This window comes from Xanthomonas sp. CPBF 426, from assembly GCF_903989465.1.
In the GTDB taxonomy this organism is placed as follows: Bacteria; Pseudomonadota; Gammaproteobacteria; order Xanthomonadales; family Xanthomonadaceae; genus Xanthomonas; species Xanthomonas euroxanthea.
The window spans coordinates 1,409,287-1,426,058 of the sequence record NZ_LR861805.1; the positions used below are offsets into that span (position 1 = coordinate 1,409,287).

At 66.4% G+C, this 16,772-nt stretch carries 20 protein-coding genes; 8 read left to right on the plus strand and 12 right to left on the minus strand.

Annotated elements, in window-relative coordinates; translation table 11 throughout:
• Positions 1 to 25: 25 nt before the first annotated feature.
• A complete protein-coding gene (locus H7A87_RS06010; protein WP_180496906.1) occupies positions 26 to 1,771 on the minus strand; it encodes a glycosyltransferase family 39 protein in 1,746 nt (581 codons plus the stop codon).
• A 136-nt stretch (positions 1,772 to 1,907) separates the two neighbouring features.
• Here H7A87_RS06010 and H7A87_RS06015 point away from each other — a divergent pair, with 136 nt between their 5' ends.
• Positions 1,908 to 2,624, plus strand: a complete 717-nt coding sequence (locus H7A87_RS06015; protein ID WP_119128889.1) for a response regulator transcription factor — start codon at positions 1,908 to 1,910, stop codon at positions 2,622 to 2,624.
• Positions 2,617 to 3,900: a HAMP domain-containing sensor histidine kinase gene (locus H7A87_RS06020; protein WP_119128890.1), complete on the plus strand. Its 1,284-nt coding sequence runs from the start codon at positions 2,617 to 2,619 to the stop codon at positions 3,898 to 3,900. Before H7A87_RS06015 ends, H7A87_RS06020 begins: the two co-directional genes overlap by 8 nt.
• On the opposite strand, the gene H7A87_RS06025 is transcribed toward H7A87_RS06020, so the two are convergent.
• From H7A87_RS06025 to H7A87_RS06050, 6 genes are all read right to left on the minus strand, one after another.
• Positions 3,897 to 4,712: a sugar phosphate isomerase/epimerase family protein gene (locus tag H7A87_RS06025; protein WP_119128891.1), complete on the minus strand. Its 816-nt coding sequence runs from the start codon at positions 4,710 to 4,712 to the stop codon at positions 3,897 to 3,899. The two genes, H7A87_RS06020 and H7A87_RS06025, sit on opposite strands and share 4 nt — an antisense overlap.
• 326 nt (positions 4,713 to 5,038) lie before the next feature.
• Positions 5,039 to 5,536 carry a hypothetical protein gene (locus H7A87_RS06030; RefSeq protein ID WP_119128892.1) on the minus strand — a complete coding sequence of 166 codons (498 nt, stop codon included), beginning with the start codon at positions 5,534 to 5,536 and terminating at the stop codon, positions 5,039 to 5,041.
• A 63-nt stretch (positions 5,537 to 5,599) separates the two neighbouring features.
• A complete protein-coding gene (gene minE, locus H7A87_RS06035; protein ID WP_005994583.1) occupies positions 5,600 to 5,857 on the minus strand; it encodes a cell division topological specificity factor MinE in 258 nt (85 codons plus the stop codon).
• 2 nt (positions 5,858 to 5,859) lie between these two features.
• On the minus strand, positions 5,860 to 6,669 hold the full coding sequence (minD, locus tag H7A87_RS06040; protein ID WP_046342008.1) for a septum site-determining protein MinD: 810 nt from the start codon (positions 6,667 to 6,669) through the stop codon (positions 5,860 to 5,862).
• Positions 6,670 to 6,705: 36 nt separating this feature from the next.
• Positions 6,706 to 7,452: a septum site-determining protein MinC gene (minC, locus tag H7A87_RS06045; protein WP_104650286.1), complete on the minus strand. Its 747-nt coding sequence runs from the start codon at positions 7,450 to 7,452 to the stop codon at positions 6,706 to 6,708.
• A 3-nt stretch (positions 7,453 to 7,455) separates the two neighbouring features.
• On the minus strand, positions 7,456 to 8,052 hold the full coding sequence (locus H7A87_RS06050) for a GNAT family N-acetyltransferase (protein ID WP_104582421.1): 597 nt from the start codon (positions 8,050 to 8,052) through the stop codon (positions 7,456 to 7,458).
• 224 nt (positions 8,053 to 8,276) lie between these two features.
• Here H7A87_RS06050 and H7A87_RS06055 point away from each other — a divergent pair, with 224 nt between their 5' ends.
• The 5 genes from H7A87_RS06055 to H7A87_RS06075 all read left to right on the plus strand — a co-directional run bounded on the left by H7A87_RS06055 (position 8,277) and on the right by H7A87_RS06075 (position 12,813).
• Positions 8,277 to 9,473, plus strand: coding sequence for a sensor histidine kinase (locus H7A87_RS06055; protein ID WP_104582422.1), 1,197 nt, complete (start codon positions 8,277 to 8,279; stop codon positions 9,471 to 9,473).
• A complete protein-coding gene (locus tag H7A87_RS06060; RefSeq protein ID WP_005990002.1) occupies positions 9,473 to 10,114 on the plus strand; it encodes a response regulator transcription factor in 642 nt (213 codons plus the stop codon). The genes H7A87_RS06055 and H7A87_RS06060 overlap by 1 nt, the downstream gene beginning before the upstream one ends.
• Positions 10,115 to 10,487: 373 nt before the next feature.
• On the plus strand, positions 10,488 to 11,669 hold the full coding sequence (locus tag H7A87_RS06065; RefSeq protein ID WP_119128893.1) for an SRPBCC family protein: 1,182 nt from the start codon (positions 10,488 to 10,490) through the stop codon (positions 11,667 to 11,669).
• 95 nt (positions 11,670 to 11,764) lie between these two features.
• Entirely contained in the window at positions 11,765 to 12,136 is a 372-nt protein-coding gene (locus H7A87_RS06070) for a DUF423 domain-containing protein (RefSeq protein WP_104582424.1), read from the plus strand.
• Between the two features lie 2 nt (positions 12,137 to 12,138).
• The gene (locus H7A87_RS06075; RefSeq protein WP_119128894.1) at positions 12,139 to 12,813 is read left to right on the plus strand and encodes a DNA-3-methyladenine glycosylase; all 675 of its coding nucleotides are present in this window, start codon (positions 12,139 to 12,141) and stop codon (positions 12,811 to 12,813) included.
• 67 nt (positions 12,814 to 12,880) lie between these two features.
• Here the strand turns inward: H7A87_RS06075 and H7A87_RS06080 are convergent, their stop codons facing one another.
• From H7A87_RS06080 to H7A87_RS06100, 5 genes are all read right to left on the minus strand, one after another.
• Entirely contained in the window at positions 12,881 to 13,681 is an 801-nt protein-coding gene (locus tag H7A87_RS06080) for a M15 family metallopeptidase (RefSeq protein WP_119129218.1), read from the minus strand.
• 173 nt (positions 13,682 to 13,854) lie between these two features.
• Positions 13,855 to 14,034 carry a DUF4177 domain-containing protein gene (locus H7A87_RS06085; RefSeq protein ID WP_104582426.1) on the minus strand — a complete coding sequence of 60 codons (180 nt, stop codon included), beginning with the start codon at positions 14,032 to 14,034 and terminating at the stop codon, positions 13,855 to 13,857.
• On the minus strand, positions 14,031 to 14,210 hold the full coding sequence (locus H7A87_RS06090; protein WP_104582427.1) for an Arc family DNA binding domain-containing protein: 180 nt from the start codon (positions 14,208 to 14,210) through the stop codon (positions 14,031 to 14,033). The genes H7A87_RS06085 and H7A87_RS06090 overlap by 4 nt, the downstream gene beginning before the upstream one ends.
• Positions 14,207 to 14,491: a hypothetical protein gene (locus tag H7A87_RS06095; protein ID WP_115676364.1), complete on the minus strand. Its 285-nt coding sequence runs from the start codon at positions 14,489 to 14,491 to the stop codon at positions 14,207 to 14,209. The genes H7A87_RS06090 and H7A87_RS06095 overlap by 4 nt, the downstream gene beginning before the upstream one ends.
• 9 nt (positions 14,492 to 14,500) lie before the next feature.
• Entirely contained in the window at positions 14,501 to 15,358 is an 858-nt protein-coding gene (locus H7A87_RS06100; RefSeq protein ID WP_119128895.1) for an SPFH domain-containing protein, read from the minus strand.
• A 128-nt stretch (positions 15,359 to 15,486) separates the two neighbouring features.
• Here H7A87_RS06100 and purT point away from each other — a divergent pair, with 128 nt between their 5' ends.
• Positions 15,487 to 16,689, plus strand: a complete 1,203-nt coding sequence (gene purT / locus H7A87_RS06105; RefSeq protein WP_119129219.1) for a formate-dependent phosphoribosylglycinamide formyltransferase — start codon at positions 15,487 to 15,489, stop codon at positions 16,687 to 16,689.
• Positions 16,690 to 16,772: the final 83 nt, after the last annotated feature.

Consider the following 16,772-nt stretch of genomic DNA (forward strand, 5'->3'; position numbering starts at 1 on the left):
CGGCTGTTAACACGCTATCCGGCGTTCAGTCTGTCTCGCTGTCGCCGGCACCAGGATCGGTATCGGTATCGGTGTCGGTATCGGCGGCAACGCAGCCGGCATGCCATGCCGTGCCCGGCAGTAACTGCCATTGATTGCGATTGGATTCGCCAACATCGAAACGTTGCGCCGGATCGATGCAGGCCGGTACTGCCTGCTTGAGGACGAACAACCAACGACGCTCGGGGGCGTGTGCAAGCCAGGGGCCTGCCTTGGCCCATTGCTGCTGCCAGCTTGCCTTGAAGCCGAAGTCGGTCACCGCCCGGTCCGCCTGCAGCATGTTCTGTTCGCGCCAGGCCAGCATGCCCAGCTCGGCATCCGGGCCGATGTGCTGCCCCACGCGCTGCATCACCCGCGCAGCAGAGCTGTAGGGATCCAGTGCAGGCATCAAGCCCAGGCCGTAGACGATCCATAGCGCGGCGGTCACCACCACCACCGCGGTGCCGGTGCGCTTGCCGCGCGACCAGGCAAGTGCCGCCAGGCCGACCACGCCCAGGCCGATCAACCACACACCGACCGACTGCAGCGAGGCCAACGCCATGCCACGCTTCAATGCAGTGTTTTCCGCCCAGTGCAGATGCAGTGCGATGCCGCTGCCCAATGCAAGAGCGGCCAGCGCAAGCAGCAGCAGGTAGCCGGTCAGTAACACGCGGACGCCATGCTTGCGCAGCAGTCCGGCCAGCAGCGGTGCCGCGGCGATGCACAGGGCCGGCAGCATCGGAAAGATGTAGACCTCGCGCTTGCCTGGGCTGGCACTGAAAAACACCAGCACCAGCAGGCTCCAGGCGAGCAGCAACAGATAGCGGGGGTCGCCGCGCCGCAGCCGTCGCCACCACGCCGGCAGCAACCATGGCAACACCAGGCAGCCCGGCAACCACAGCGTGGCGATCACCTGCAGGTAGTACCAGGCCGGTTTGAGGTGATGCCATGCGTGCGCGTAGCGGGTGCCGGTCTGCTTGAACAACAACTCGTGCGCGTACGCGTGCAGCGCCGGGTCGTTGCTCTGCCATAACGCGATGCCGAGCGGACCAAGCCATACCGCAGTGCCGGCCAGAAACGCCGGCAGCACCAGCAACCAGCTGCGCCCAGCCTGTGCGCGTGCCGGCAGCACGCTCCAGTGCCTGCGCGGCAGCGCCATCCACGGCAGCAACAGCAGCAATGGCAGGAAGCCCACGCCCTTGGTCACCGTACCCACGCCGGCTGCGAATACCCCCAGCGTCCATGCGCGCCAGTCCGGCCCGCGTAGCAGATGCCGAAGCATTCCCCACAACGACAGCGTGGTCAGCGCGACCAGCACCATGTCGATCTGGGCACGCTTGGCCATCAGGCCGAACTGCAGCACCGCAAACAACGCCAGCACCGCATGACGCGCCACGCGCCGGTTCCATAGGCGCCGCGCGATGTCCCAGGTCAGCCACAAGGTGGCGAGCGCAGCCAGCAGCGAAGGCAGCAGGAAGGCGACGGTCCAGTGCGGCACCAGCTCATAGCTGGCGGCCTGCAACCACATGAACACCGGCGGCTTCTCGGCATACAGGTCGCGGCCGCGATGCGGCAGCAACCACTGGCCGGTCTCGACCATGCTGCGTGCGGCCAGCACAAAGCGCGGCTCATCCGGTGGGTTGGGCTGGCGCAGGCCCAGGCCGGCCAGCAGGCTGACGACGATCAGCACCACGGCGGCAAGCAGTGCGCGGTGGCGGGAAGTGGCGGCGGAGATGGCAGGCGACACGCGCACGCCCCGAGCGGTGGGGCGCCACACTATCCGGTTGGCAGGTCGGAATTTTGTCGGAACTCTCCAGAGCGGCTGTGTTCGGCCAGGCTCGGTTAGGATGCGCACATCGTCCCTGCCGGGCCGCCCTGGAAACGCGCTCATGCGGCTGCTGGTCATCGAAGACAACCGCAACATGGTTGCCAACCTGTTCGACTATTTCGAAGCGCGCGGGCACACCCTGGACGCCGCGCCCGATGGAATCACCGGCCTGCACCTGGCCACCACCCAGCACTACGACGTGTTGGTGCTGGACTGGATGATGCCGCGCATGGACGGCCCGGAAGTACTGCGCCGCCTGCGCGAGCAGCACCAGTCCGAATTGCCGGTGATCATGCTCACCGCCCGCGACGAGTTGCCCGACAAGATCGCCGGCTTCCGCGCCGGTGCCGACGACTACCTGACCAAGCCGTTCGCGCTGCCGGAACTGGAGGTTCGCATCGAGGCCCTGCTGGCGCGTGCGCATGGGCGCCGACGCGGCAAGTTGCTGCAGGTGGCCGATCTGCGCCTGGACCTGTCCACCCTGGAAGCCACCCGCGCCGGCCAGGTGCTGCACCTGTATCCGGCCTGCCGCAAGTTGCTGGAAGTGCTGATGCAGGCCAGCCCCGCCGCCGTCACCCGGCAGCGTCTTGAGCAATCGCTCTGGGGCGACGACCCGCCCGATGGCGACATGCTGCGCTCGCATATCTACGAGTTGCGCCGCAGCGTGGATGGCCCGTTCGCGCAGAAACTGATCCATACGCTGCCGCGGCTGGGCTATCGCCTGGCGCCGTTGGAAGGCGCCGGCGATCAGTCCACGGGCGAGTGTAGCGATGCTTAGGCAGCGCCCGTTGGGCCGTCGCGTGCTGGTGTGGTTGTTCGGCTACACGCTGCTGATGGTGCTGGCGGTGTTCGGCACCGCGCAGTATCTGCACGAGCGCGCGGAACACGGCGTGTGGCGCTCGTTGTTGAATTCGGAGCTGGACAGCATCCTGGATCGCAGTGCGCAGAATCCGGATTACCGCTGGCAGGACTCGGACACCTTGCGGTTGTATCGCGTCGACGGCAGCGCGATGGTGCCGCCGGTCCTGCGCACGCTGCATCCCGGCCTGCACGACGAGCTGGAGATCGCCGGCCGCCAGAGCGCGGTGATGGTGCGCGACACCCCGCATGCCGGGCGCCTGGCGCTGGTGCTGGATATCACCGACTTCGAAGCGCTGGAGCAGTTCATCACCCGCTGGATGCTGGCCGCCGGCGTCGCGCTGATCGGCATCACCTTGTTGATGGGGACTTATGCGATGGCGCGGCTGGTGCGCCCGCTGGTGGAGCTGGCGCGCGACATCGGCGCGCTGCGTCCGGAGCGGCGTGCACAACGCATTGCTGTTGGCCCGCAGGGCAGCGCCGAGCTGTACGTGATTGCCGATGCGCTCAACGATTATCTCGATCGCAACGGCCAGTTCGTCGAACGCGAACGCGCCTTCATCGACAGTGCCAGCCACGAGTTGCGCACCCCGCTGGCGGTGATCGGCAACGCTGCCGAACTGGCACTGGAACAACCCGGCACCCCGTCGGCGGTGCGTCATCAACTGGAGCGCATCGCGCAGACCAGCGCCGCGGTAGAGCAGTTGATCACCTTGTTGCTGGTGCTGGCCAAGGACCCCGGCCGGCTGACGCGCAGCAGCGATACGCTGCGCCTGGATCTGTTGCTGCCGGAGATCGTCGCCGACCACGCGCATCTGCTCGCCGACAAGGATCTGCAGGTCCTCACCGACCCGCTTCCGCCATGCAGCCTCACCGCACCGGTGGCGATCGTGCAGACCGCCATCGGCAATCTGTTGCGCAACGCGATCGAGAACAGTGACCGCGGCATCATCCGCGTTTCGCTATCGGCACCAGGGGTAGTGCGCATTGCCGACCCGGGCCACGGCATGACGCCGGAGGAGATCAGCGCGATCTACGCGCTCCTGGCGCGCGACAACGCACGCCAGGGCAACGGCATCGGGCTGGAGCTGATCGGACGGCTCTGCGAGCATCTGGGCTGGCATCTGCACCTGGATTCCAGTGCAGGGCAGGGCACGGTGGTGACGCTGGATCTCAGCGGCGCGCAGCGCGGCTAAGCGCCGGCACGCTCGAGGCAGCTGCGCAGTGCGGCCATCGCCGCCGCCGCGGTGGCCGGAGCAGCGGCCGCCTTGCGGGCATCGTTGAAGACCTCGATGCCGATCGGCCCTGTGTAGCCCATGCCGGCCAGGCGCCGCAACAGCGCCGACAGCGGAAAGCAGCCTTCGCCCGGCAGCAGGCGCGCATGCCGCGCCACCGCGCCCAGCGCACCTGGCGCCACCGGCTGCGCCACATCGCATAACTGCACATTGGCGATGCGCGTGGCCGGGATGGCGTCCAGGTCGTCCAGCCCACGGCTTGGCGCGAACAGGTGGTAGGCATCCACCACCAGATCGATGTTGTCCGCGCCGCTGGCACGCACGCTTGCCCACGCGGCAGGCAGGGTGTGATTGACCGTGCTCCACGCCATCGGTTCGTAGGCGATGCGCAGGCCGTGCTCCGCCGCGGCACGGCCCAGCCAGCGCAGATCCTCGACGATCCGTGCAGGCACGACGTCGGCACGCGTGTTGGCCGGTGCCTGCACCACACCCGCGCCCAACGCGGCGGCGGTTTCCAGCATCTGCAGCGCGTGCGCGCGGCAACGGTCGCGTTGCGCGTCAGCGGCACCGTCCACATCGCGCAGCACCTGGTAGTCGGTCAGTCCAAGCCCGAGCTGGTGGAGGGCGCCGCGCACCTGCGCCGGCGATCGCGCCAACTGCTGCAGATCCTGTTCCCACAATTCGACCGCATCGAAGCCGGCCGCCTGCGCGGCCGACAATTTATCGGCTGCGGTGCCGCCCAGCAGCACCGTGTTGAAAAACAGGCTATGCATGCGCTGCAGCCTACGCGGCGTGGCGTTGAGGAGATGTCTGCGCCGTCGTGATGCTGCGCGGCGTGACTGCAGTGCTACGAAACACCGCGCCTGGCGATGCGCGCGACCTGCACGGAGACGGCAGCCGGCATGTTTTACACGCGAGCATTCGGCATGGTCTATGCGGATGCTGACGACCCCGTCGTCTGCGGCCTGCTTATGCCACGCAGTGAAGTGGCACTGCAGTGCGTGGCCACTGGCTCGATTCGGGGAGGTATGCTGGCAGCCTGTGCATGCCGGCCTGCAGGTACGCCACGGCCTGACGATCAGGCAGCGGCGATCCGGCGTTACTGCGGCAACAGGTTGCGAGCGAGCAGCCAGCTGCGCGCATTGTCCGCGTCCTGCTCGAACCAGGCGCGCGTGGATCCGAGCCGGTAGGTGTAGCCCCAGGTGTCCATGTCGGTCATCAGGCGCGCGCTGCCCACGCCGGGCAACTGCTCGGCCAGCAGGATCTGCAGGTAACAGGTGGCGTCTTCCTCATCCACCGAATCGGTCGCGTCGGTATGCACGGCCGCGCGTTTGTCGGCCGGCAGGACGATCAGGTGCCCGGCCTCGTGCAGCAGCGAATGCACCGGCGTGTCGTCACGCACATAGACATCGCAGCCGATGATGCCGGCCTCCGGTTCGCCCCAGAAACTGCCGGGGATCGGCGCGCCGGCGTCCACCCGATGCAGGCGCAAACCATAACCGGAGAGCAGGGCAGTGGGTGCATCCAGGCCGATATCGCCCACGCACAACACGCTGGCTGGCTCGGCGCTGGAGGAAGAATCGATGGTCACACGCAAAGGCTCGCGGTCGGTTCGGGCCGTCACCGCAGCACCGTGCAGGCACGGTGCTGCAGGTATCGCTTACTTGTCGCCGTCTTCGGGCAAGGCGACGGAAATATCGAGCACGTCATGCTCGCCATCCTTGACCAGGTCCACCCGCACCGCATCGGCGTCGATGTTGACGTACTTCTTGATCACTTCCAGCAATTCACGCTGCAGCAGCGGCAGGTAATCCGGACCGCCGCGGTGGTTGCGCTCCTGCGCAATGATGATCTGCAGGCGGTTCTTGGCCGTCTCGGCGGTGTTCTTCTTGCTCTTGAGAAAATCGAGCAGGCCCATGCTTACCCTCCGAACAGCTTGCTGAAGAAGCCTTTCTTCTCCACGGATGTGAATCGCATCGGGCGCTCTTCGCCCATGATGCGGGCGACCGCGTCGTCGTAGGCCTGGCCGGCCGGGGACTCGGCATCCAGGATCACCGGCTCGCCCTTGTTGGAGGCATTGAGCACGTCGCCGGATTCGGGGATCACGCCGATGGCCTTCAGGCCGAGCACTTCTTCCACGTCGGTGATGCTGAGCATCTCGCCGCCTTCCACGCGGCCCGGGCTGTAGCGGGTCAGCAGCAGGAAGGCCGGCACGGTCTGGCCTTGCTCGGCCTTGCGGGTCTTGGAATCGAGCAGGCCGATGATGCGGTCCGAGTCGCGGACCGAGGAGACTTCCGGATTGACCACCACCACCGCGCGGTCGGCGAAGTACATCGCCAGGAATGCGCCCTTCTCGATACCGGCCGGCGAATCGCAGACGATGTAGTCGAAGCCGTCGGCGGCCAGGTCCTTGAGCACCTTCTCCACGCCTTCCTGGGTCAGCGCGTCCTTGTCGCGGGTCTGCGAGGCAGCCAGCACGTACAGGTTGTCGAAGCGCTTGTCCTTGATCAGCGACTGCTTGAGCGTGGCTTCGCCATGCACGACGTTGACGAAGTCGTACACCACGCGCCGCTCGCAGCCCATGATCAGGTCCAGGTTGCGCAGACCGACGTCGAAGTCGATGACGGCGACCTTCTTGCCGCGCCGTGCCAGCCCGCAGGCCAGGCTCGCGCTGGTGGTGGTCTTGCCGACGCCGCCCTTGCCGGAGGTGACTACGATGATTTCAGCCAAAGGATTTCTCCGAAATATTTCTGTGGTTGGGCTGCGTCAATCCAGCGCAGCGATCTTGATCTGATCCTGCTCCAGCCAGACCTGGACGGCCTTGCCACGCAGGTCCATGGGAACATCGTCCAGCACCTTGTAGTGGCCAGCGATGGCAACCAGTTCGGCGTGGAAGTCGCGGCAGAAGATGCGCGCGTCAGGGTTGCCCTGGGCGCCGGCCAACGCGCGGCCACGCAGGGTACCGTAGATATGGATGCTGCCGTCGGCGATGACCTCCGCTCCGGCACCGACCGTACTGAGGACAGTCAGGTCGCAGTTCTCCGCATACAGCTGCTGGCCCGAGCGCACCGCGTTGCGTTGCATGCGTCCAGGTGCCGGCCGCGCGGCAGGCGCTGCGGGTTCGGCACGCGGCGGGGGAGGCGGGGGCGGGGGCGGGCTCACCGCGGTCGGCTCGTATTGCGCCCGGAACTTGGCCAGCAGCGGCACGCCGAGCTGCTGCGAGAGCAGGTCGATCTCGCTGGTGCCGTAGGCCAGTGCCACCGGCAATACGCCGGCATCGCGCAGACCGTCCAGCAGCGCCTTGGCCGTGTCCAGGTCCGGCAACTGCGACAGCCCGCCGAAATCCAGGATCACCGCCGCGCGTCCGAACAACTTCGGCGCGCGGGTCACGCGTTCGCGCATCTCGCGCACCAGGCGCGGGACGTCCAGCGTGCGCACGCGCAGGTTGGCGATGCCCACCTGGCCGATCTTCAGTTCGCCGGCCTGTTCGAAATCCACATTCACGCTTGCCACGCCTCAGCTCCCCGTCGACGGGTTGTCGGTGGCGGCATGCCGCGGCCGGCCGACCCACGGAAGATGGTCCGGCAACTTGCCGGCATAGGTCTCCTTGACCCACGGATAGCTGCACATGTCTTTCATCAGCATGCTGGCGCGCACCTCGACATCGGCCATGGTGTTCTGGCCGACCTCGCGAAAGCCGAAGCTGCCATGGAACAGCAACGCCGCATCGGCGCCATGGTCCAGGAACACTTCGCAGGCCAGTTGCGGGTAGCGCAACTCGGTATAGCTCTGCACATCGGCATAGAACGCACGCCCGACGCCGCCGCCGCGACGGCGGCTGGCGACCACGATGCGGTCGATATAGAAGAATTCCGGGTGACGGTCCCGGAACCAGGCGAAATTGCTGCTGTCATGCGCACTGCCGCTGCCGAACCCGACCAGGAACCCGGCCAGGTTGCCGTCGCGCTCGGCGACGCGGAAATATTCGGCCTGCTCGTAGAAACGTTGCAGCTTGGTTGAATCCAGCGGCAGGATTGCCAGTCCGGCATTGTTGTTCAGGGCCAGGACGGAATCGAGCTCGTGCTCGCGCACGTCGCGGATAACGATCGACATTGGGACTCCGTGGGGTAACGCTCTCGACCCGAAATCGGATCTGCGTCGGATTATTGCATGCGGGGCCTGAAGCGGCGACCCGCCGTGTGCCGGCCCTGTGCGTACGAGGCGGACGCACCACGCCGACGCCGGGAGGTCTTGCTGCCGGGACCGTCCGTCCGTGCAAGCACATGCATGACTTCCGGCAAGAGGGCAGCCGCCCGGCGAGCGCCTAAGATGCCTGCATGTTGGGATACCTCAGTCATACGCGCGTCCTGCGCTTCGCCGGCCTGTTCACCTGGGCGATGATCGCCATGCCGTTGGTGTACACCTACTGGCCGGCCGCCGAGGAGGGCGACCACCGCAGCGTGGCCGAGGGCCTGCTGATGTCGGCGTTCTTCGTCGGTTTCGGCGCCAGCTACTTCTGGCTGACCCGCGGCCTGAGCAGCGGCGGCCACGCCCATTGGTACGACCGGCTGATCCTGCTGCTGCTGACCATCTTCGCGCTGGCGGTGAGCTATCTGAGCGGAACCGGGCTGGGCAGCATCCTGATGATGGTGGCGGCCGGGGTGATCCCCTGGTTGCTGCCGCTGCGCATCGGTGTGGCCTGGCTGGTACTCAGCCAGCTGGCGGTGCTGCCGGTGTTCTATTACCTGCGCCCGGACTTCACCCTGTTCGCCGCGCTGATGCAGTCGTTGCTGTACGGCGGCTTCTCGATGTTCATTTTCGTGACCAGCCTGGTCGCGCGCCAGCAGACCGATGCCCGCGAGGAACAGCGCCGGCTCAATGCCGAACTGCGCGCCACCCGTGCGCTGCTGGCCGAAAGCGCCCGCGTCAACGAGCGCACCCGCATCTCGCGCGAACTGCACGACCTGCTCGGCCACCACCTCACCGCGCTGAGCCTGAACCTGGAAGTGGCCGGCCACATCACCGACGGCCAGGCCCAGGAGCATGTGCGCCAGGCGCATACGCTGGCCAAGCTGCTGCTCACCGATGTGCGCGAAGCGGTCAGCCAGCTGCGCGACAGCGGCGCGATCGACCTGGAAGCGGCCCTGCGCCCGCTGGTGACCCAGGTGCCCTCGCTGGACATCCATCTGGACATCGCCCAGCCGCTGACCCTGGACGACCCCGAGCGTGCGCATGTGCTGCTGCGCTGTACCCAGGAAATCATCACCAATGCGGTGCGCCACGCCGGTGCGCGCAACCTGTGGATCCAGGTGCGCCGGGACGGAGACAGCGTGCTGATCGACGCGCGCGACGACGGCCACGGCGCCGAGACGGTGGCGCCCGGTAACGGGCTGCGCGGCATGCGCGAACGGCTGAACCAGTATGGTGGCCAGTTGGAGATCCAGACCCGGCGGGGTGACGGCTTCGGCCTGCGCATCTCCGTTCCAGGCGCGCCGGCACTGATGCCTGCGGCCGTTACTCAAGGAGTGTTTTGATGATCCGTGTGTGCCTGGTCGACGACCAAACCCTGGTACGCCAGGGCATCCGCTCGCTGCTGGCGCTGGACAACGGCATCGAAGTGGTGGCCGAGGCCTCCGACGGCAAGCAGGCGGTGGAGCAGATCCCGCAGATCCAGCCCGACGTGGTGCTGATGGACATGCGCATGCCGGTGATGTCCGGCCTGGAAGCGCTGCAGATGCTCTCGCGCAACGGCACGCTGCCGCCGACCATCATCCTGACCACCTTCGACGACGACCAGCTGGTGCTGGCCGGACTCAAGGCCGGTGCCAAGGGCTATTTGCTCAAGGACGTCTCGCTGGAGCAACTGGTCGGCGCGATCCGCACCGTGGCCGACGGCGGCTCGCTGGTGCAGCCGGCGGTGACCCAGCGCCTGCTGTCGGGCCTGGAGCACATGCGCAACGAGTTCGTCAGCCTGGACCGGCCCGATCCGCTGACCGACCGCGAGACCGAGATCCTGCGGCTGATGGCCAGCGGCTTTTCCAACAAGGAGATCGCCAACTCGCTGGGCGTGGCCGAGGGCACCATCAAGAACCACGTCTCCAACATCCTGTCCAAGCTCGGCGTGCGTGACCGCACCCGCGCGGTGTTGAAGGCCTTCGAACTGCAATTGGTCTGATCGGCAACGCAGGTGGCGCTGCTTCCGGCCTGCGGCGGTGCGTGCGCTCCGCCGCGCGTGCGCCAGCGGGCGCGGCGGGGTGGTCTGGTCGTTTCCGGACCGGATCCAGCGCGCTGCCGGAGGCCGAAAACGGCGCCGGTAGCCATCGCATCACACACAGGCATCGCGCGATGTGCATGATAGCTGCGCGCAATCTGCCCAAACCCTTGTGCAGGTTGGGATTGCGCAGTCATGGACCGCGCGGTTGCGCGGTGGATGACACCGCAAGACCGCGCTACCCGTCGCACAACTGAACATCTTTCTCGAAGCCTGCTAGGATGGCGGCTTCGCTTCACTCAACCCGGCCGTGGGATCGGCCCCGGAGACCTCCTGAATGACCCGTATTATCGAGTTCCTGATCGCCTTGGGGATCGTGGCTGGCTTGTTTGTCGTGGTGGGCTTGGTGTTGCCCTCGGAGCGGCAGATGTCCGAGAGTGTTGAGACCAACCGCAGGATGACGATTGTTTACGACACCGTGAACAGCTTCCGTCGTTTCAAGGATTGGAACCCGCTTGTGCTGCGTGACCCGAAGATCCAGCTGAAGCTGGTCGGCCCGGAAGAGGGCAAGGGTGCACGCGTCGAATACAGCTCCACCGAAGGCTACATCGGCGACGGCAGCTGGGAGATCACCAACAGCGTCAAGAACGAGCGTGTTGAGATTTCGATCGACGATCCCACCAAGGGCTACGACAAAGTCACCAACTTCACCCTTGCGCCGACTGGCAAGAACAACAAGAACGTCAAGATCACCCAGGACTACAGCGTCAAGTACGGCTGGAACCTGTTCGGTCGTTATGCCGGTCTGTATGTCAGCCGCCACGTGGGCGACGACCTGAAGCTGGGTCTGTCGCGTCTGGCGACCGCACTGGCCACCGTGCCGAATTTCGACTACCGCGCCCAGCTCGACGGCAAGCCGGTGTTGAGCGATCTCAAGATCGTCGATGTGCCGGCCGAGGACCTGTTGGTCGTCAACGCAGGCAACATCGATCGTGACAACGAGACGATCAAGAAGTCGATCAAGGACAACCAGGAGTGGATCAAGCGCGTGATGGACGCCAACGGCCTCGAGGCTGCTGGTCCGGTCCGCATCGTGACCACCGACTTTGCCTCCGACAAGTACGCCTTCGACGTGGTGCAGCCGGTCCGCAAGCGTGCCGGTGGCGCGCCGAAGACCGACCCCAAGGCCGAGACCGCCAAGGCTGATGCCAAGAAGGATGACGCTGCGGCTGCCGCACCTGTGGATGCAACGCCGGTTGCTGCCGCGGGCGAGGAGTTGAAGGTCAATATCCCGTCGGAAGCACCGGTCAAGTACGAGCGCACCAAGGCGCACCGTTCCGCATTTGCGACCTATGCAGGCCACATGGCCGGCCTGGATGCAGTGCGTAGCTCCCTGCGTGCCTGGGCTGCCACCAACGGCAACGACGTGACCGAGCGTCCGTACGAGTCGTGGAAGGGCGGCGTGGACAAGTCGTTTACGCAGGACGGTACCTACGACGTCTACTGGGCCATCAAGTAATCGTTTCGCCACGATGACCTGATCCAGACCAAAACGCGCCGCAGTCCTGCGGCGCGTTTTTTTTTGTGCCACGGCGCTGCAATGGAACCGCCTTCATGTCCCTGCTCGAACGTCGCAAGAAACATCCTTCGCTGCTGGCGTGTTGCGGCGCCTTGCTGGCCGCCATCGCGGTGGGCCTGTCGGCCTATGCCTCGCATGGCGTGACCGATGCGCTGGTGCAATCGCGGCTGCAACTGGCAGCGCTGTATGCCTTCGGCCACGGTGCCGTGCTGGCGGTGCTCGGCGCCACAGAGACGCGTGCGCTTGGCCGGATCGGCCTGTATCTGCTGTTGCTCGGCACGCTGCTGTTTGCCGGCAGCCTGGCCGGCGGCGCGGTGTTGCACTGGCCGACCAGCCTGGCGCCGGTTGGCGGGGTCAGCCTGATGCTGGGCTGGGTGGTGCTGGCGATCGGCGCGTTGAGGCGCTGAGCATGCCGCGCCACGCCCGCGGATTCGATGTGGAAGCCGCATTTGCGCACCTGGCCCGGCGCGATCGCGCGCTGGGTGCATGGATGAAGCGCATCGGCCCGATTGCCGCGCAGCCGGGTTGGCGCAAGCCGTTCGACCCGGTGGATGCGTTGGCGCGCGCGATCCTGTTTCAGCAGCTCAGCGGCAAGGCCGCATCGACGATCGTGGCACGGGTGGAAGTAGCCATCGGTGCGTCGCGCCTGCATGCAGACACGCTTGGTCGCATCGACGATGCGGCACTGCGTGCGTGCGGTGTCTCCGGCAACAAGTCGCTGGCCTTGCGCGATCTGGCGCGCCGTGAGCGCGATGGCGAGATTCCTTCCCTGCGCAAGCTCGCCTTCATGGACGAGGAAGCGATTGTCCAGGCCCTGGTGCCGGTGCGCGGCATCGGCCGCTGGACGGTGGAAATGATGCTGATGTTCCGGCTGGGTCGCCCGGACCTGCTGCCCGTCGACGACCTTGGCGTGCGCAAGGGCGCCCAGCGCGTGGACAGGCAGGAGCAGATGCCGACGCCGAAGGAACTGGCCATCCGCGGCGAACGCTGGGGCCCGTACCGCAGCTATGCCGCGTTCTATCTGTGGAAGATCGCCGACTTCAGCGTGGCCGCCAAGGTGCCGACACCGCGCTCGCAGGAGTAGCTTGCTTGGAAGGCTGCGGACGAGATGGGAGGGCGTGTCGCGCTGCGTCGCGTGACGCGCGGCCAGCTTACGCCGCCGACCACCGCCAGTGCCACGGCTCGTAGACGATGCCATGCGGGTTGTCGCGCGGATAGCTGAGGCGAAAACCGAACTGCGCGGCATGCGTACGCAACCACGCGAACGCCGGCGTCGCTTCGAAGGCGTCTTCGGCCGGCGGCTCGCCTGGTGTGCCGATATCCAGTGCATCGCCGCTGTGGTGTTCGCTGAAGCCTGGCGCTGCGTTGACGGCCAGAATCTGGGCAAGCGTGAGGCCGCGTGCAAACTTGCGTTCGAAGATGCCAAGTTGATAGTCGTGACTGCGATAGCCCGAGATCGCATCGAGCAGGATGCCCGTGCGCGCCGCATCGATGCGCATGTGGTGCCAGGCGCGGGCCGCGCCGTGGCTGAGCCAGAGCGGCCGACCGAAGCGGTCGCGGCCGGCATGCTGCAGCACGGACGGCTCCGCGATCAGCATCAGGCCGGTCTGGCTGACGTAATCGTCTTGAGCAATGCCCAACTGCGCCAGACGGCGTTGCAGGCCGTCGATCGGGAGCGTGGTGGCGCCAGGCGGCGAGCGAGGCGTGTCGGCATCCAGCCGATCCAGCGCCTCATCCAGGCCAGGCTCGCGTGCCAGCCGCGGCACCAGCGGCATCAGCCCTTGCGTCAGCTGCGCGGCCAGATAACGCCCGTCGCGCTTGCGCCTCAGCAGCCAGTCGGCCTGCGCCAACACGCGCGCGTCGGCATTGCTACGTGCCTGCAGAAGGGCGGCTGGCACCAGTTCGATAGAGGGGGTATTGAGCAGCAGGGTCGGCAAGGGGCGTCTTTGCATCGACACAGAGTAGGCCGAAGTGGTCAGCGCGGCCAGCGCAGGCACATCCTGGTCCGACGGCGGTTGACTGTGGCTGCAAGCGCTTTGCGACGACCGCTGCCGAGCTACTTCACTAACGCGGCGGACGAGAGGCCACTGCGCGTTAGCTGCCGAGGCTCGCTGGCGCGCCGACGTCAAAGTTCCTTCTTGAATACCAGCAGCGCCGCGCTCAGCGGCGTTTGCATGAGGACGTTGACTAGCTCCCAGCCGAGGCTGCCCTGCTTGACCAGTTCGGCCTGGATGTCCTCGCGCTTGATCGTGCCGATAAACGACGGTTTCAACTCAATGGTCAGATAGTTCCAACGTTTGCTCATGCTTGCGGTTCCTTGTCATCGCGCGGTTTTGGCAGGCGCCCGGCCTTGCGCAGGGCATCGCGCAGCAGGTATTCGATCTGCGCGTTGAGGCTGCGCAGTTCGTCGTCGGCCCAGCGCTGCGCGGCGGCCAGTACATCGGCGTTGATGCGCAGCGGATAGGCCTTCTTCTCGCTCATTCGCGCTCCCCGCGGCCGCTGTGGCGGCGCAGGTGCATGACCATCGAGACGATCAAGACGTTCACGCCGACCAGCATGCCGATCACCACCGCGTAGATGCCGGCGCGGTTGTCGCCGGCCCAGTACAGGCAGGCGGCGCCGACCAGGATGACCAGGCTGATCAAGGCCCAGCGCAGCCCCAGGCCGCGCGCACGCTCGTCGTCGTCCGCACCGATGGAGGCGGCGATTGCCAGTGCAGGCAAGCCGGACAGCGCGACGACCAACGGCACCATGACATTCATTGCATCACCTCAATACAGCGAGCCGGCGTTGACCACCGGTTGGGTCCCGCGATCAGAACACAGCACGGTGAGCAGGTTGCTGACCATGTGCGCCTTGCGCTCTTCGTCCAGCTGCACCACGCCGTTTTTCTGCAGCTCGGACAAGGCCATTTCCACCATGCCCACTGCACCGGCGACGATGCGCGTGCGTGCGGCGATCACCGCATTGGCCTGCTGACGCTGCAACATGGCCTGGGCGATTTCCGGCGCGTAGGCGAGGTGGCTGATGCGCGCCTCGATCACGTCCACGCCGGCCTGGGTGAGGCGTTCGTCCAGATGGCGCTTGAGCTGCTCGCTGATCTCGGCCGGATGGCTGCGCAGCGAGATCTGATCGTCTTCGTGCTGGTCGTAGGGGTAGCTGGTGGCCATCGCGCGCAACGCCGCTTCGGACTGGATATGCACGAAGCTCTCATAGTCGTCGACTTTGTAGACCGCCTCGGAGGCATCCAGCACCTGCCACACGATCACCGCGGCGATCTCGATCGGGCTGCCGTCCAGTTCGTTGACCTTGAGTCGGCCGCTTTCGAAGTTGCGTACGCGCTGGCTGACCCGGCGCTTGGCGTAGAAGGGGCTGTTCCAGCGCAGGCCCGCATCCTTGACCGTGCCGACGTACTTGCCGAACAGGCTCAACACCGCCGCCTGGTTCGGTTCCAGGGTGTACAGGCCGGCCAGGAAGAAGATGCCAGCCGCCCCGACCACACCGGTGGTGATCAGTGCTGCAGGCTTGGCGTCGCCGGTGAGCAGCATCCAGACAGCGGCGGCGAATGCCGCAGCGGCGACGAGAACGACGGGGATGCCCGGCAGTGAGCTGATCGGTTTCTCTTTCATGAGGGCGGTGTCCTTGGGAAGTAAAAAAAAGATATCAAAGTGATATCAGTCGATGCAAGGCCTTCGGTCGTCGGTCGTGATGGCGGCCCGTTAGAATGGCGGCCCCCCATCCGATCTGGACCGCGCTCATGACTACCCTCGGCACGCCGTTGTCGCCTTCCGCCACCCGCGTGTTGCTGCTGGGCTCGGGTGAGCTGGGCAAGGAGGTGGCGATCGAATTGCAGCGCTTCGGGGTGGAAGTGATTGCCGCCGATCGCTACGCCAACGCCCCGGCGATGCAGGTCGCACACCGTTCGCATGTGCTGGACATGCTCGATCCGCAGGCGCTGCGCGCACTGATCGCCCAGGAGCAACCGCACCTGATCGTGCCGGAGATCGAGGCGATCCATACCGAAACGCTGGTCGCGCTGGAACGCGAGCAGGGCCAGCGGGTCATCCCGACCGCGCGCGCCGCACGGCTGACCATGGACCGCGAAGGCATCCGTCGCCTGGCAGCCGAGACGCTGGGCCTGCCGACCTCGCCGTATCGCTTTGTCGACACGGCCGCCGAGTACCGCGAGGCGATCGCCGCGGTCGGCCTGCCGTGCGTGGTCAAGCCGGTGATGTCGTCCTCGGGCAAGGGCCAGAGCACCGTGCGCAGCGAAGCGGACATCGATGCGGCCTGGGAGTACGCGCAGACCGGCGGACGCGCCGGTGCCGGCCGTTGCATCGTCGAGGGCTTCATCGACTTCGATTACGAGATCACCCTGCTGACCGTGCGGCATGCTGGCGGCACGTCGTTCTGCGACCCGATCGGGCATTGGCAGAAGGATGGCGACTACCGCGAAAGCTGGCAGCCGCAGCCGATGTCAGCGGCCGCCCTGCAACGCGCGCAGCAGATCGCGCAAGCCATCACCGACGACCTGGGCGGCCTGGGCCTGTTCGGCGTGGAGTTGTTCGTCAAGGGCGACGAGGTCTGGTTCAGCGAAGTCTCGCCGCGCCCGCACGACACCGGCCTGGTCACGCTGGTGTCGCAGGACCTGAGCGAATTCGCACTGCACGCCCGTGCGATTCTCGGCCTGCCGGTCGGTGCGCAGAACGGTGGCGTGATCCGTCAGAGCGGCCCGTCGGCCTCGTGCGCGCTGCTTGCCCATGGCCATGGCGTCCCGGTGTTCGACAATGTCGCGCAGGCCCTGCGCGACCCGGACGCCGCGTTGCGTCTATTCGGCAAACCGCGCGTGGACGGCCACCGCCGCGTCGGCGTCACCCTGGCGCGCGCGGACAGCATCGACGCCGCGCGCGCGAAGGCGCGTACGGCCGCCGAGGCATTACAGGTTCAACTGGACGCCTGAGTGCGGTGATCGGCATGGCGCGATTGCGGCGACAAGCTGCATTCGCCCCACGCCACAAGCAACAGCCCGACCCTTCGAATCCC